Origin of the sequence: Bacteroides zoogleoformans (assembly GCF_002998435.1) — a bacterium.
GTDB classification, from domain to species: domain Bacteria; phylum Bacteroidota; class Bacteroidia; order Bacteroidales; family Bacteroidaceae; genus Bacteroides; species Bacteroides zoogleoformans.
In genome coordinates, this window is sequence record NZ_CP027231.1 from 1,487,019 (window position 1) to 1,502,683 (window position 15,665).

The 15,665-nt window shown below is 54.7% G+C and carries 5 protein-coding genes; 1 reads left to right on the forward strand and 4 read right to left on the reverse strand.

Annotated features, from left to right (window positions below; translation table 11 throughout):
- Positions 1–14 precede the first annotated feature (14 nt).
- The gene (locus C4H11_RS06390; RefSeq protein ID WP_106040924.1) at positions 15–3,281 is read right to left on the reverse strand and encodes a SusC/RagA family TonB-linked outer membrane protein; all 3,267 of its coding nucleotides are present in this window, start codon (positions 3,279–3,281) and stop codon (positions 15–17) included.
- 308 nt (positions 3,282–3,589) lie between these two features.
- Between C4H11_RS06390 and C4H11_RS06395 the strand changes: the two genes are divergently transcribed.
- Positions 3,590–7,654 (forward strand): hybrid sensor histidine kinase/response regulator transcription factor, encoded by a 4,065-nt coding sequence (locus tag C4H11_RS06395; protein WP_106040925.1) that lies wholly within the window; start codon positions 3,590–3,592, stop codon positions 7,652–7,654.
- A gap of 136 nt (positions 7,655–7,790) precedes the next feature.
- On the opposite strand, the gene C4H11_RS06400 is transcribed toward C4H11_RS06395, so the two are convergent.
- The 3 genes from C4H11_RS06400 to C4H11_RS06410 form a co-directional block, all read right to left on the reverse strand.
- Complete coding sequence (locus C4H11_RS06400; protein WP_106040926.1) at positions 7,791–10,883, reverse strand: glycoside hydrolase family 2 TIM barrel-domain containing protein; 3,093 nt, start codon at positions 10,881–10,883, stop codon at positions 7,791–7,793.
- Between the two features lie 52 nt (positions 10,884–10,935).
- Complete coding sequence (locus tag C4H11_RS06405; RefSeq protein WP_106040927.1) at positions 10,936–12,930, reverse strand: glycoside hydrolase family 127 protein; 1,995 nt, start codon at positions 12,928–12,930, stop codon at positions 10,936–10,938.
- Between the two features lie 196 nt (positions 12,931–13,126).
- On the reverse strand, positions 13,127–15,652 hold the full coding sequence (locus tag C4H11_RS06410) for an alpha-L-arabinofuranosidase C-terminal domain-containing protein (protein WP_106043178.1): 2,526 nt from the start codon (positions 15,650–15,652) through the stop codon (positions 13,127–13,129).
- Between the last annotated feature and the right edge of the window lie 13 nt (positions 15,653–15,665).

Genomic DNA, 15,665 nt, shown 5'->3' on the forward strand with positions numbered 1-15,665 from the left:
CTCGTTTTTACATTTTAGAGTGTTACATTGATGCCGAATTGGAACTGTCTGTTGGCATAGCCGCCTGTCTCGGGGTCGCCGTACTCCCAACTATCGAATGTGCAGACATTGTTGATGCCGGCCGTAAGGCGCACTTTCTCCAGCATGAACTTACGCGTAAGCTCCTTAGGCAGTGTATAGCCGATGGTGATGTTGTCCAGGCGGACAAAGCTGCGATTATAGAGTTTCTGCACACCCGTAGCGCCGCTGGGGCCTACCGCATTCAGTCGGGCATATTCGTTGGTAGGATTCTCGGGAGTCCAGTACTCTTTCTTGTAAGTGTTGCAAGTATTGGTAAACATCGATCCGGAATTATCTCCGTTCAAGTAATTGCCGGACAAGCTCTTATGACCCATATAAGAATACATGGAGAAAGAGAACGACCAGTCCTTGAAGAACGTGAAATCATTGCGCAAATTCCAGTAGATAGGTGGGCGGGTCATGCCCAGATAGGCCTTATCCTTATCATTGTAGACCGGAGTGCCGTCTGCCTTGTCATCGCCGGTATAGCGGTTGACGACTTTCGGGTCGCCGGGCTTCTGATTTACTTTTGCGGCTTCGGCGGCTTCATCGAGTTGCCATATGCCGTCTACTTCCCAGTACCAGATTTCACCGATAGGCTTGCCTATGAACCAATTATTGGACGTATCATTGATTTCATCACCGTTCTCATCATACTCATAATAGAGGTGCTTGATACGGTTCTTGTTGTAAGAGAAGCCGAGGCCGGTATTCCAAGTGAAGTTCTTCCGCTCGATGTTGCGCGAATTCAACGTGATCTCAACACCCGAGTTGGTAACTTCCCCCAGATTGGTCGTGATGCTGCCGAAACCGGTGAAGTTAGGCAGACGCTGAGCCATAATCATGTCGTGAGTCTTCTTGTAATACCACTCCACACTACCGCTCAGACGATAGTCCAACACGGAGAAGTCAAGGCCCACATTATAGGCAGTAGTCTTCTCCCACTCCAGATTCGGATTGCCCAGCCGGTCTATCTGCAGGGCCTGAATGACGCTGGCACCGCCATTGTGATAATACCCCATCACACCGCCGTTCTTCAGATTGGAGAGTGCCAGATAGGTATCTCTCAAAGAACGGTTACCGTTGGTTCCGTAGGAAACGCGCAGCTTACCGGAATTGAGCCAGGGCAGATTGACAAACGATTCTTCAGAGAACACCCAGCTGCCGCCGACCGACCAGAATGTGGCCCAAGGATTATTGGAACCGAATGCCGAATAGCCGTCGCGGCGGACAGTGCCGGTGAACATGTAACGGTCCTTATAGCTATAGAACAGACGTCCCAAATAAGCAGCCGCCGTAGAGTGTGTATCGGAAGTATAAATAGAACTCTGCTCCATGTTGGCGCCGGAAACGTAGTGGAAGCCCAGCACATCGGTAGGTGTGATGTTGCGGGCATGGATTTCGTCGTACCAGTGACGGTTTTCTTCGGCTTCCTGCACCAGCGTGACGGTGAAACGGTGCTTGTCGAACACTTTGTCCCACGTAAGGGTGTTGTTAAGCGACCAGTCGAAGTTCTTTGAAGTATTGCGGTTCACCCCCCGAGTAGAAGGCGTACTGTGAGGCAAGGCAGAAGACATGAAGTAGCGGTCGTAGAACCACTGGTAGCGCGGAGCGATATTGAACTGGTAAGTGATGCCGAAAGGCAACGTCAATTTGGCATTGAAAATAGTGTTCAATACCGTGTATCCTTTCTCAAGCTCTTCGTACTGCACATTGAAGTGATAGTTGTAGCCGCCGTTGGTAGGATTGCCGCTACGCGGATATTGCAACTCATTGCCATCCGCATCGTAGCGTAGTGCGTAAGGAGACTCGCGAAGCTGGTTGGCATCCCAGTAATTGCCGTTCAAGGGCACGGCGTTCGATTCGTCGCTGCGGTCTTGGAAATTGATGTTGGCACCCACCTCCAGCCAGTCCGTAATCTTCGCGTTCAGCTTCATGTTGGAGCGGAAGGCATGGTAATTATCTCCCTGAATGGCTCCTTGGTTGTTCAGGTAGCCGAAACTGAGGTAATAGTTCACTCTATCCGTGGCACCGGAGATGCTGGCATTGTAATCTTGATTGAAGCCCGTGCGGAAGACGGCTTTGTTCCAATCGTAGGTCTTGTCGTCCAAGAAGTTCTGCATCACCAAGGCAGCATCGTTGTCCAAACCCATGCGACGGGCGTAGAGCGACTTCAAACTTTCGCCCGCTTGTAAGGTTTTAGGACCCGAAGTGGCCCAGGCATTTTGTGTGATGCCATACCACGATGCGTTTTCGTAGTGGTCGTAGTAGCCTGCGGGGATTTTGCTTTCCTTGCTGTAATAGCCCCACTGTCCAGAATTGTTGTATCCGTAGGTGGTTGCCTTGAACCAGTCTTCGCGATACCTCATATACTCTTCGGCATTGAACACGTCGCGGTAGGCGGCCTTTGTATTGGCGGCAAGGTTTACTCCGATGTTGATGATGGGTTTGCCTTCCTTACCTTTCTTCGTGGTGATAATCAGCACGCCGCTGGCAGCCTTGGCGCCGTATACGGCAGCCGACGAAGCATCTTTCAGCACATCGATTTGCGCAATGTCGTCGGGATTGATTTCGGACAGCTCGCCGTTGAACGCCATTCCGTCAAGGATAATGAGCGGAGAGTTGTGGCCGCCATCGGTGTACAATGAATTCTGACCGCGCAATTGAATGCTTCCACCCCCCTTGGCGGAAGAGTCGTAACCAATCTGCAAACCGGGAGTACCGCGCAGCAAGTCTTGCACCGAGCCGGGGTTCTGGTCGGCTATCTTATCGGGGTTTATCTGCACCACCGATCCGGTCAGGTCTTTCTTACGCATGGTACCGTAACCCACTACGACCACTTCTTCCAGCAGGGCACTGTCGTCTTGCAGGATGACGTTGACCGGTCTGCCGGGCGTGACTGCCACTTCCACCGTCTTATAGCCGATAAACGAGACTTCAAGCACGGCGCCCCTCCCCACCTGCAAGTGGAAGTTGCCGTCGATATCGGTAATCGTTCCATTAGAGGGATTTCCTTTCTCGCGGATATTGGCGCCTATGACCGGTTCGCCGGCGGCATCCTTCACATTACCCGAAACGGATTGTTTCTGTTGTTGCATGGCTTGCACGGCATCGGTGCCCTCTTCGGCAAAAGCAGCCAAAGGATGGGTGGCGGCGAAGCAGACGCAAAGCAGTAAGGCAGCAAATGCCTTTCGATTTCTTTGAAATAAATTGCGATTCATCGTTTGTTCTTCAGTTTTTGTTAGATGAATAAGGAGAATGATTAAATACGATTAGGAGAGAAGACACTGTGTTCGTTCTGTCCATAAAGGGTGGGAGGGCTGTTTCTTATGTTTTCATGAGCTTCAAAGGTTTTAATATTGTTTTCTTTTGGATGCAAACTTAAGGCATATTCTTCTAACGCAGGGGATAAAAACTCTGCAATGAGGATAGAATTTCGTTCATTCTAAGACAGAATCTTATTCTCACCTTATGCTAAGAAAAGATTCGACAAAAAACATTACTTTTGTACCTATCAAAATCTTATGCCATGACACACCTTCGCATTACCTGCATTCTAAGCTTGTTGGCTATAATGGGCACATCCTCGGCGCAACGGCACAGCATCTCGCACTTCGGCGTGGAAAACGGTCTTTCCAATAACTACATCCTCAGTCTGGCGCAAGACAGGAGGGGATATATCTGGATTGCGACTGAATCGGGGTTGAACCGCTTTGACGGACGGCAATTCACCGTGTACAGCAAAAGCAACTCCGGCCTGAGCAGCAATGAGCTGAACGCCTTGCTGACCGACCCAACGGAAGACAAGATGTGGATAGGCACGCAACGCGACGGGCTGTGCTGCTTCGACTATGCCGCCGAAACCATCACTGCACTGAAAAGCCCCGACGACGGGCTGATAAGCAATGACATCCCCTATCTGGCAGCGGCGACGGACAGTGGGATATGGATTACCCACTACCACATGGGCGTGCAACATTTCGACCCGAAGAAAAACATTTTCAGGAACTATGACCATCGTTCGATACCCAACCTGCCGTGGGGATGCTGGACAGCCATGGACGACGGACGCGGCAACCTCTACATCGGACACGTAAAGGATGGATTGAGCATCGTCGATATCAAACGGAAGACCTTGCGCCGCTACCGCCACCGTGCCGACGACCCGGGCAGCCTCCCCGGCGATGAGGTCTATTCCCTCTGCATAGACCGCAACAAGAACGTCTGGGTGGGAACGAACCAAGGAGCCGCCCTCTTCCGGCCCGACACGGAGAAGTTCATCTCCTTCAAGCACAAGAAAGGGGATGCGCAATCGCTCCTGCCGGGCACCGTCATGGACATCAAACAAATGAAGAATGGAAACATACACTTCGCCACTAACATGGGAGGGGTCAGCGTACTGGACGTTCAGAGCAATACCTTCACCGATGCCCGCGACATACGTTTCAGCAACATCACGGTGACCAATGACGAATACGGCCTGACCGGCGCATACGTGCGCCGGCTGTTGCAAGACTCCTTCGGAAATCTCTGGATAGGAAGCTATCGGGACGGGCTGGACTTCATCAGTCATGAACCCGACATATTCAACAGACTGCACTACACCGCAGAGAAGCAAGGAAAGAGCCGGTACAAACAAGTGTGGAGCCTCTGCCTTGACCATAAGGAACAACTTTGGATGGGCGGAGAGAACGAACTGGCCGTTTTAAAGCAAGGAGAGCAGCTCCGGATAATCTCGCTGCCCACATCTGCCTTGCATCCCCATGCCTACGTGCGTGCCATCCATGAAGACAGGCAGCATAGGATATGGATCGGCACATGGGAAGCCGGACTGTTCTGCTATGAGCCGGAGAAGCGACACTTTACGTCCATCAGTAAGGATGGCCTCCCCACGGATGTACGATGCTTGTCCGAAGACCCGGACAGCAAACTCTGGATAGGCACACGCACCGGCGTGTACAGCTATCATTGTGAAAAGCTGACGCCGGAAGAGGGGTTGAACGCACAATTGACCGACTTGCTTGTGCAGGACATCTGCCGTGACGCACACGGACGACTGTGGGTAGGAACTTTCGGCAAAGGGGTCTTTATCTTCACCCCGCAAGGCAAGCTGCTGCTGAACCACCAAAAAGAGAACGGGTTTCCGTCTAATGCGGTGAACGCCTTCACGACCGACTCGCAAGGACGTATCTGGGCTGCCACCCGCGAAGGCGCAGTCCTCTTCGCCGACACCGGTCATCCTGAAAACTATATCATCTTCGGCAGCGGCGAGGGACTGCGGAACACGCAGGTACGTGCCATTCATGAAGACCGTGACGGAAATATATGGATGAGTACCAATGCCGGCATCTCCCGCTTGAACGAAAGTAGAAAAATGTTCTATAATTACGATCATCGCGACGGTATCCCGCTGGGCGACTTCATGGATGGAGCCTCCGTGTCCGACGGCAACGGGACGCTCTACTTCGCCTCGCAGAACGGGACGTGCTACTTCAACCCGTCATCGCTTTCCGCCATACGGGCCGTGGTTCCAGTCACCATCACCGGCTTTTTCGTATACAGCCGACAGACCGAAAGCAAAGACACGGAACTGTCGTTGCCCATCAGAGACAGAATCGGCCTGCCATACAACCAGAACACCTTCAAGATATCCTTCAACGTGCCGGACTATACGCAAAACTCGCAAGTGGAGTTTGCCTACATGATGGAAGGGCTGGAGGATGTATGGTACAGCACGCAAGGCGAGAATCAAGTGACCTTCCGCAACATACCGCCCGGAGAGTATCGGTTCAAAGTGAGAACCCGGCTCCGCAACCAGGAATGGGAGCAGGGAGTGGCGGCACTGTCCATCGTCATCAGACCGCCGTTCTGGCTGGCATGGTACGCCAAGCTGCTTTATTTTCTGGCCGCCGCCTCCCTCGTCTATGTCATCATCCGCTTCTACAAACGGAAGCTGAACTTAGAGAGCAGCTTAGAGGTGGAGCGCAAGAACAGCCGGAACAAGCAGGAACTGAACGACGAGCGCCTGCGGTTCTACACCAACATCACCCACGAGCTGCGCACTCCGCTCACCCTGATACTGGGACCGCTGGAAGACTTGCTGAGCGACGGTACCCTCTCGCCCAAGCATGCCAACAAAATCAGCATCATACACGACAGCGCCACCCGCCTGCTGAATCTTATCAACGGCATATTGGAGTTCCGGAAAACAGAGACGCAGAACCGAAAACTGTCCGTGGCACGGGGCGACCTCTCGGAACTGGTGCAGGAAGTCGGCTTACGGTATAAGGAATTGAACCGCAACCCCAAAGTCCGATTCCATGTTCGTATCGAAACAGCAGAGACACTACTCTTCTATGACGCCGATATGCTGACCACCATCTTGAACAACCTCCTGTCCAATGCCGCCAAATACACTTCGGAGGGAGACATTACGCTCACTTTGAGTTCGGTGGAGGAAAACGGCGTGAAATATACCGAAATCAGCGTCAGCGACACCGGACACGGCATCTCGCCCGAAGCCTTGCCGCACATCTTCGAGCGCTACTATCAGGCCAACAGCCGATATCAGGCATCGGGCTCAGGCATCGGGTTGGCATTAGTCAAAGGATTGGCCGACCTGCACGAGGCCACGCTCCAGGTCAACAGCCTGTCTGAGGTGGGCAGCACCTTCAGACTACGCTTGCTGACGGACAACATCTACCCCAACGCACTGCATGCCGACGCACACCTCGCCTGTGAAGATAAGGGAGATGCAACCGCGGGCAGCCTGCCGGAACAAATCACCGACGAAGAAGAAGCAACCGTCGACGACACGCGTCCGCTGCTGCTCGTGGTGGAGGACAATCCGGACATCCGTCAATACATCCGCCAATCCCTCGGCGACAACTTCGACATCTTGACGGCTGAAGACGGCAGTCAAGGGTGGACACTGGCGCAAGAGCGCATCCCCAACATCATCGTGAGCGACATCATGATGCCCGTGACGGACGGCATCGAGCTTTGCCGATTGGTGAAAGACGATATCCGCACCAGCCACATCCCCTTTATCCTGCTCACGGCCAAAGACTCGCTGCACGACAAGGAAGAAGGCTATACGGCCGGCGCCGACTCGTACCTGACCAAGCCTTTCAGCGCCAAACTGCTGCACAGCCGCATCAACAACCTGCTGGAAGCGCGCAAAAGAATGGCAGCCACCCTCACCGCCCTCAGCCCGCAGACGGAACCGACCGCCCAAGCCACAGCGGCCTTGAGTCCGCTGGACAATGAATTCGTGCAACGCATCACGAAAATCATTGAAGACAACCTGGAGATGGAAAAGATGGACATCGCCTTCATTGCGGACAAGATGTGCATGAGCCACTCCACCCTCTACCGCAAGATAAAAGGCGTCACCGACATGTCCGCCAACGAGTTCATCCGCAAGGTGAAGATGCGAAACGGCGTGCAGTTGCTGCTTTCGGAGCGGTATTCGATATCCGAAATCTCCGACATGACGGGCTTCAGCAGCGTGGCCTACTTCAGGCAGTGTTTCAAGAATGAGTTCGGACTGAGCCCGTCCGAGTATCTGAAACGTTGGGAGAAAGTGGATTAACTCAAAGTTTCACCCCCCCCTTCGTTGTATTGAGACTTTATTTCCCAATACGAGTGAAGCCACCTCAGTAGTATTGGGAGGTGGCTTCAGTAGTATAGAGAGGTACGTTCAGTATAGACCGGTAAAGGTGAAACCCTTAATCAAGCCCTACCTCATGCTTCACCGGCGAGAGGATGAACGTAAATTCGTAATCGCCGTACGGCAACAGGTATTCCGGGCGTGGGATGCGCCCCCAGCTGTTCTCGCATCCCAGTCCCATCTGCACCTTGTCGATGCAGAAATTCGTCAGGTCGGCCTCTTCCACTTCGGGCGAGTGGCCGTTGCGTTTCTCCGCTCCTTCGTCCAGCGACTCGATGGTGTAGTGCAATGCCGACGCCGAGAAAGGTTCGGCTGCCACCACCTGCACGCCGTTTCCGGCCGCATCGAGTGTCTTCCACCAGCGGATGTCGGTCTTCGTGCCGGTCTCCTGCGGACGGATGTAGGAGTAGAACTGCTCGGCCACGCTCTGGCGATAGACGCCAAGGTCGGTGGCATGGTTACGGTCGATGTAGTTCTCTATCGGGCCGCGGCCGTAATATTCCACCGTGTGGAACGAGCGGGGCATGGGCAGCTGCATGCCGAAGCGGAAGAGGTTGGAAACGTTGGCGTCCTTGTCGGCCGTCAGTTTCTGTGTCACCCTGATGGCGCCGGCGTTGGTGATGACGTAGGTCAGGTTCAGCTTGGCCGAAACGCCGGGCATGTCATAGGCGGCCTCCACAATCACCCGCTTGTCCTCGACGCGCTGTTTGAGCGACGTCAGTTTGATTTCGGGGTTCTTCCACGCGGCGTACTTGCGTTGCAGGCCGGCACCGAAGTCATTGTCCGTCGGCGCGCGCCAGAAGTTGGGCATCAGGGCGCCTCCCTCTTTTATCATGTCCAGCCCGTTCACCTCGTATTTGGTCAGGTAGCCGCTGCGCTTGCTGAACTCCGCACGGAAAGCGTCATTGCCCACGATGAGGAAGTTACGGTCGTTTTCCTGCATCCGCGGAGCTACGGCGGGCGTGTTCACGGTCTCCGCGTTTGCCGGCTCCATGGCGGGAGCCTTATACGGATTCAGCGTAAGCTGCTGCTTGGCCACGGCATGCCCGGCGGGGAGCAGTCCCTCACGGTTCTTCAGTTTATAGGAAACGTTCAGCAACCACTCGGCGCACTGGCAGGTGTTGCCCCAATCGAGCTTGACGTTCGCCGTCTGTTGGGGAGCCACATGGAGGTTGTCCACCCGCCCCGTGCGAATCACCTTACCGTTTTTCAGCACCTCCCATTCCAGATAATAAGCGGAAAGGTCGCGGAAGAAGTTCTCGTTGTACACAGCCACTTCGCCGTGTTGCAAATCAGCGGGAGTGGTCCAAATGCTCTGATAGAAATGCCCTACCTCGTACATGTGAGGATTGGGCACACGGTCGGGGCTTATCAGGCCGTTATCACAGAAATTGCCGTCGGTGGCGTCGAAGCGGTTGAAGTCGCCTCCGTAGGCATAAATCGTCCGGCCGTTCTTACCCTTCCAACGCACCGACTGGTCGACAAAGTCCCAGATGAATCCTCCCTGGAATTTGGGATACTTGCGCACCAAGTCCCAGTATTCTTTGAATCCGCCTTCGGAGTTTCCCATGGCGTGGGCGTACTCGCATTGAATCATCGGTTTGGTTTGCGACGCGTCTTCGCAATAGGTCTTGCAGGCCTCGTAGGTGTAATACATCGGGCAGAAGATGTCGGTCTTGCCATCCTTGCGGGCCTGCTCGTATTGCACGGCCCGGCTCGGGTCTTCGGCCTTCACCAGGTCGTAGGCAGCCTCGAAGTTGGGTCCATAGCCCGCCTCGTTGCCCAACGACCAGAAGATGATGCCGGGGTGATTGAAGCCGCGCTGCACGTTGCGCAGGTTGCGCTCCAGGTGGGCCTTCTGATAGGCGGGGTCTTTGGCAAGGGTCTTGTCGCCGTAGCCCATGCCGTGAGATTCTACGTTGGCCTCGGCCACGACGTAAATGCCGTACTTGTCGCAAAGGTCGTACCAGAGGTTGGCGTCGGGATAGTGGCAGGTGCGCACGGCATTGATGTTGAACTTCTTCATTATCTGGATGTCCTGCATCATGCGTTGGGGCGATACCACATAGCCGCCGTCCGGATCCATCTCATGACGATCCACACCCTTGAAAAGTACCGGCCGGCCATTGACAAGAATCTGCGCATCTTTCAACTCTATCTTGCGGAAACCCACCTTGACGGGAATCACTTCGCCGCTGCCCTGCATCGTGGCGCGCAAGGTGTACAGATAAGGGGTCTCGGCCGTCCACTTATGCGGATTGTCCACCGTTATCACCGCAACGCCGCCGCGCACCGTCTGCGCAGCCACCTGCTTGCCCGCCGCGTCGAGCAACTCCAGATGTACATCGCCGCTGCCTTTCCGGCTGACAGCCACACGCAAGGAGCCGTTCTTGTAGTCGGCATCCAAATCGGGCGTTACGCGGATGTCCTCGATGCGCTTCTTGTCGCGTGCATAGAGGTAGCAGTCGCGGCCCACACCGCTATAACGGAAGAAGTCCTGGTCTTCGAGGTACGTTCCGTCGCACCAGCGGAACACTTGGAAAGCTATCAGGTTCTTCTGCCCCGGCCTCAGGTAAGGAGTCAGATTGAATTCCGCTTCCAGCTTGCTGTCCTCGCTATACCCCACATAGCACCCGTTGACCCACAGATAGAGGTTAGAGGTCACTGAACCGAAATGGGCAATGATGTCCTTGCCGTTCCAGTGGGCGGGCACCGTCACTTCACGCCGGTAGGAGCCTACGTGGTTGTTCGCTGTCGGCACGTACGGAGGGTTGTTCTCGAACTGATTACGCCAAGCATAGCCTACATTCACGTAGATAGGGTCGCCGAAGCCGTTCAGCTCCCACACGCCGGGCACGGGCATATCGCTCCATCCCTTGTCGTTGAAACCTTGTTTCCAGAAGTCGACAGGACGGGCATCGGCGTCTCTCACCCAGAAGAATTTCCAGGTGCCGTTCAGCGTCATGTAGTTGGACGATTGTTCTTTTACTGCGCGAGCGGCAGCATCGGCCGACTCATAAGCGAAATAGTTGGTGTGCATCGGGGCACGGTTCACGGCGTTCACCTCGGGGTCGCGCCATTCGTTGAAAGACTGTGCGCCGACCGTCAAGGCCGAAGCGGCAAACAAAGCGGTAATGAAATGTTGCTTCATGATAAAGTGTGTTTATAAATAGATGGTGATAGTTGAGTAAAACGACATGCGATCACAAAGGCAGGGTAATGATTTCTATCGGCAGCCATACATCCATGCGTCCCTCGCCGCGATGCGCCCAGGCGTAATAAGGAATCAGCGTCAGCTTCACATCCTTCAAGGACAGTTTGCCCGCGGCGTCGCGGCTCAGCGTTTGCGCCGCCGTCGTAATCTGGTTGATGCCGCAAAGCATGTCCGGCCTTTCCACTACCTGAAATTCGGGCCGGCGGTTCAAGACGACGCTGTTCAGGTCGAAAGCGTTGTCCGCCCATTCGGCACAATACACGATAGGGCCGCGCTCCACAGCCACACGCCCACGGTCGGCTTCCACCTTGTCGTTGGCTTTCACCACACGCGCAGGCATGTCGAAGTGAATCTCCACAACATCTCCTTTCTTCCACTTACGCTCTACGCAGAGATAGCCGTTCGCCAATTCGCCCTGCACCAGACTGCCGTTTACCGACACCCGATAGACAGGTTTCCGGTCGTCGGCATAGGAGTACAAGTCGCTCGGAAGCACACTGCCGCGCACCCAGCCCGGAATACGGATGTTCATGCCGAATTGTCCGCCGCCTTTCGCCACCGTCAGGCGGATGTCTCCCTCCCAAGGGTAAGAAGTCTGCTGTTCCAGCACGATGTCGTTCTTGTTCACCTTCAACGCAGCCCGGTTGGAAAGGAAAAGGTTGACATACACCTTATCATCCTTCACCGCATAGACATAGCCCGGAAGCGAAGGAATGAAGCGGCTGATGTTGCTGGGGCAACAAGCACAACCGAACCATGGCTGGCGGGTAATGGTGTGGTCGGCGTTGAACCTGTACTTACCGTCGCACGACAGCGGATTGGGGTAGAAGAATTTGCCGCCGTCCAGCGAGACGCCCGAAATCAATCCGTTATAGAGCGTACGTTCCAGCACGTCGAAGTATTTGGCATCGCCATGCAACAGAAAAAGACGGTAATTGAGGTAAACATTGGCAATGGCCGCGCAGGTTTCGTTGTAGGCCGTCAGGTTGGGCAGCTCATAATTGTCGCCGAAGGCCTCTCCTTGATGGCGGGCACCCACTCCGCCCGTGATGTATAGCTTCTTGCCGACGATGTTCTCCCATATCTTGTCGATGGCCTTGATGTAGGAACTGTCGCCCGTAATGGCAGCCACGTCCGCCATGCCGGAATACATATAGCCGGCGCGGACGGCATGTCCCACCGCCTCGTCCTGTTCCAAAACCGGTATGTGCGACTGGGAATAGCGGTCTTTAATGGTGGTGGTTCCGCGTGCGTCGAGGAAGAACTTGGCCTGATCCAGATATTTCCTGTCGCCCGTCACCGTATAAAGGCGCACCAACGCCATTTCGGCTATCTGATGTCCCGGCACGAGGCGTTCCTGTCCCGGTTTATCGCCGATATTCCTGCACACGCAGTCGGCATAGCGGATGGCGATGTCGAGGAAGTTGCGTTTACCCGTGGCCTGATAATGCGCCACGGCGCCCTCTACCATATGCCCCAGATTGTAGAATTCATGGCTCAGCACTTCCACCTTGGACCATCGTTCCGCTCCCGCCCATCCGTGCGGATGCTTCGGGTTCATGGTGCGGGCGGTGTAAAGATAGCCGTCCGGCTCCTGCGCGGCGGCAACGATGACCAGCACACTGTCGATATACTTCTTCAGCTTCTCGTCAGGATAGGTCTGAAGCAGGTAGCTGGCTCCCTCGATGGTTTTATACACATCCGTATCGTCGAAGGAAAGGCCTCCCACCTTATATTCGTCGCTGGGATGAGCCGCCTTGACAAAGTTCTCGTAACGTCCGGTCTCCTCGCATTTGCTGAAGGCCAACGGGACCGTGACCTCACGGCTCGCCTTGAGACGCTGCCCCCAGAAGCCGTCCGTCACTTTGACGGAAGTAAAGGGAACCGGCTCTATCGGATAGCCCGAATGAAGGGCCGTCTGTTTTTGTGCCCATACCGCGCCTGCCGCCACAACGGCGAGTGCGCATACTGATACTCTTTTCATGGTTCTTAATCGGTTAAAACAGTTATTCTATATTTAGTTTGAATTTAATTTTAATCTGAAAATCCACTCCGATTTGGATGAATGCCCCGACCAGTATTGGTTCGACATCCGCACCAGCATTGGTTGGACATCCGCACCAGTATTGGTTCGACATCCCATCCAGAATCGGGACGTCTTTTTACATCGCACCGGTGCGTTATTCATGCCTGTTTTCCCCTTGCCGTACACGTATCACGGTGAATGAATAGGCCGGCATCTCATAACCGAACTCCTGTCCTTCTACGACGAAAGACGAAGATACGGGCTTAACCTCTTCGCTTTGAGGATTGCCGGCAAGAAGCGTCGCCGAGGCCGATGCGCCTGCCGGAGAAATGCCTTCCAGCTTCACTCTTGAAGAGACTTTCACGGGAAGCAGATTGGCAAGCTTTACGATATAATCGCCGGCATCGTCTTTCACCACCGACACGCCGATACGCTTCCGCACGGCATCCGACGGGTTGCTCAGGCTGACCTCGGCGGGTATGTACTCGGTACCGGCATTCTGCCCGTACATCTGTTGGACATAGTAGCCCACCGTAGGCTTCACTTCCGTATTGTTGAAGTAAATCAAGTCGGGGTTCCACTGCGTATGTCCCTCCTTTGCCAATAGCGGAGCGTAAGAGGTCATGAGTACCACGTCGCCGTTCCGCTCTATCGAGGTGAGGTAGAGCGCTTCGGTCAAGGCCGTCTCGATGTTGTTGCGCCGGCCTGATACATGAGAGGCGTATTCGCCCAGATACACCTTGGGCTTGCGGCGGTCGTAGCGGTCGTAGTAATCCTGATTGTGGATGAGCCAGCCCGGCTCCACGTAGTAGTGCTCGTCCACCACAGGCACTCCGAGGCGTGTGGCCAGCTTCCAGCCTTCCTCGTAATCCGTGCCTTCATGGAAAGGGCCTACCGTCCCGATGACTGTTATTTCGGGATGTTTCTGCCTGACGGCATTGTATATCAGCGTAAAGCGTTCTTCAAACACATCGGTTATCATGTCTTCGTTACCGATGCCGATGAACTTCAGGTTGAAGGGCTTCGGATGCCCGGCTTCGGCACGTTTCTTTCCCCATTCCGTGCTGCGGGCATCGCCGTTGGCATACTCTATCAGGTCGAGCACATCCTGGATGTACTTGTCCATCTCTTCCAAGGGGATGCCGCCTTGCTGTCCCATGCAAGTCAGCTCGTCCGTTGAATGATGGGCACACGTGCCTGAGTTCTGACAAGGCACGCCCGCCGCAAGCACGGGCAACGGTTCAGCGCCGATGTCTTCGCAAAACCGGAAATACTCGAAGTATCCCAGGCCGCGTGTCTGGTGGTAGCCCCACAGGTTGCGCAACGGCTTGCGGGCCTCGAGAGGGCCGATAGAGCCTTTCCAGTCGTAGATGTTGTCCACTCCGTCTCCATGGGCCACGCATCCTCCGGGGAAACGGACGAAACGGGGATGAAGGTCGGCAAGCGCCTGCGCCAAATCGGCGCGGAGGCCGTTTTTACGTCCTTTGAACGTGCTCTGCGGAAAGAGGGAAACCATGTCGAGGGCAAATTTGCCGGCCTCCTGCGGATAGATGCCCAAAGAAGCATCGGTTCTGTCTGCGGTCACAGTGAGGACGGCCTTCTGCCGTTTCCAGTCTTTCGAAGTGATGGTGACGGATGCCTGCCCTATCACTGTTCCATCTTTATCGGACAACTTCACCGCCACTTTGCCGCCCTTGCCTTCGAGCACCTTGCCGAAGAGTGAAAAATCATACTTCTCGCCCTTCTTTACGGCAATGCCGTCAAAACCGCCATTCACAAGCCCCGCTCCCGGTGCGGACTTCACTTCCAAAACGGCATAATGCGGATTGTTGGGATGAAGCGGCCGGAGCGTTTCCACGCTGAACGTGGCTGAGCTTGCGTCGGTCAAAGCCCAGGAATGAGTACTGTTCCAGTTCCGGTCATTACCTCGGTCGGCAGGAGCATACTCAAAGTCGCGGTTCTGAATCAATTCCGCATACAATCCGCCGTCGGCTGCATAATTGATGTCTTCAAAGAAAATGCCTGTCAGGTGTCCGCTTATCTTCTTGCTCTTTTCGGGCTTCAGCGTAACGGTGGCTTGCAACGCCTCCAGTCCGGCAAAACGTACAGGGTCTTGTGCCATGCGCTCGGCATTCTGCGACGCACGATAGCGTTTATGCTCGGCATAGCGAATGAGTTGCCCCACCGTGCCGTATGCCACTTTCTGCACCCATCCGTCCTGTTCCACACCGTTTATCAAGGCAGTCTTTTCCAACGTCGGATAAACGTCTCCGGGCACGAACTTATCGAGGTCGGACGGTGCAAAGTAGCTCTGCCGCCCCCACTTCTGCAAATCCGGAGAAGAGACATAAGCCCATGCTTTGCCCGTCTCCGTGGCCGCCCATACACAATGCCAGCGTCCATCCACACGGCTCTGCATCAGGTGCGGCCTGAACATTTTCTTCGCCCTGCCCCACGGTCCGAAATCCGAATTGACATAAGCAAAACCGTCGGCCACACTGAACCATCTGTGCTCGTCGGCACTCCAGGCAAACCGCAATCCTCCGCTGCCATTCCGATGGGAATAAGAGAAGAGATAGACTGAGTCGGGCTCATTCGTCACACGGTTCGTTCCGGCTTGCGAAGTAGCAGCCCAAGCCGACAATAAGCCGACAAACAATAAATTGAAGAGTTTTTTCATCGCATTCATATTT

What these genes read in the sequence shown, in the direction of transcription:
- C4H11_RS06390 (WP_106040924.1), bottom strand. Translation starts at nt 3,281, where the DNA reads ATGAATCGCAATTTATTTCAAAGAAATCGAAAGGCATTTGCTGCCTTA.
- C4H11_RS06395 (WP_106040925.1), top strand. Translation starts at nt 3,590, where the DNA reads ATGACACACCTTCGCATTACCTGCATTCTAAGCTTGTTGGCTATAATG.
- C4H11_RS06400 (WP_106040926.1), bottom strand. Translation starts at nt 10,883, where the DNA reads ATGAAGCAACATTTCATTACCGCTTTGTTTGCCGCTTCGGCCTTGACG.
- C4H11_RS06405 (WP_106040927.1), bottom strand. Translation starts at nt 12,930, where the DNA reads ATGAAAAGAGTATCAGTATGCGCACTCGCCGTTGTGGCGGCAGGCGCG.
- C4H11_RS06410 (WP_106043178.1), bottom strand. Translation starts at nt 15,652, where the DNA reads ATGAAAAAACTCTTCAATTTATTGTTTGTCGGCTTATTGTCGGCTTGG.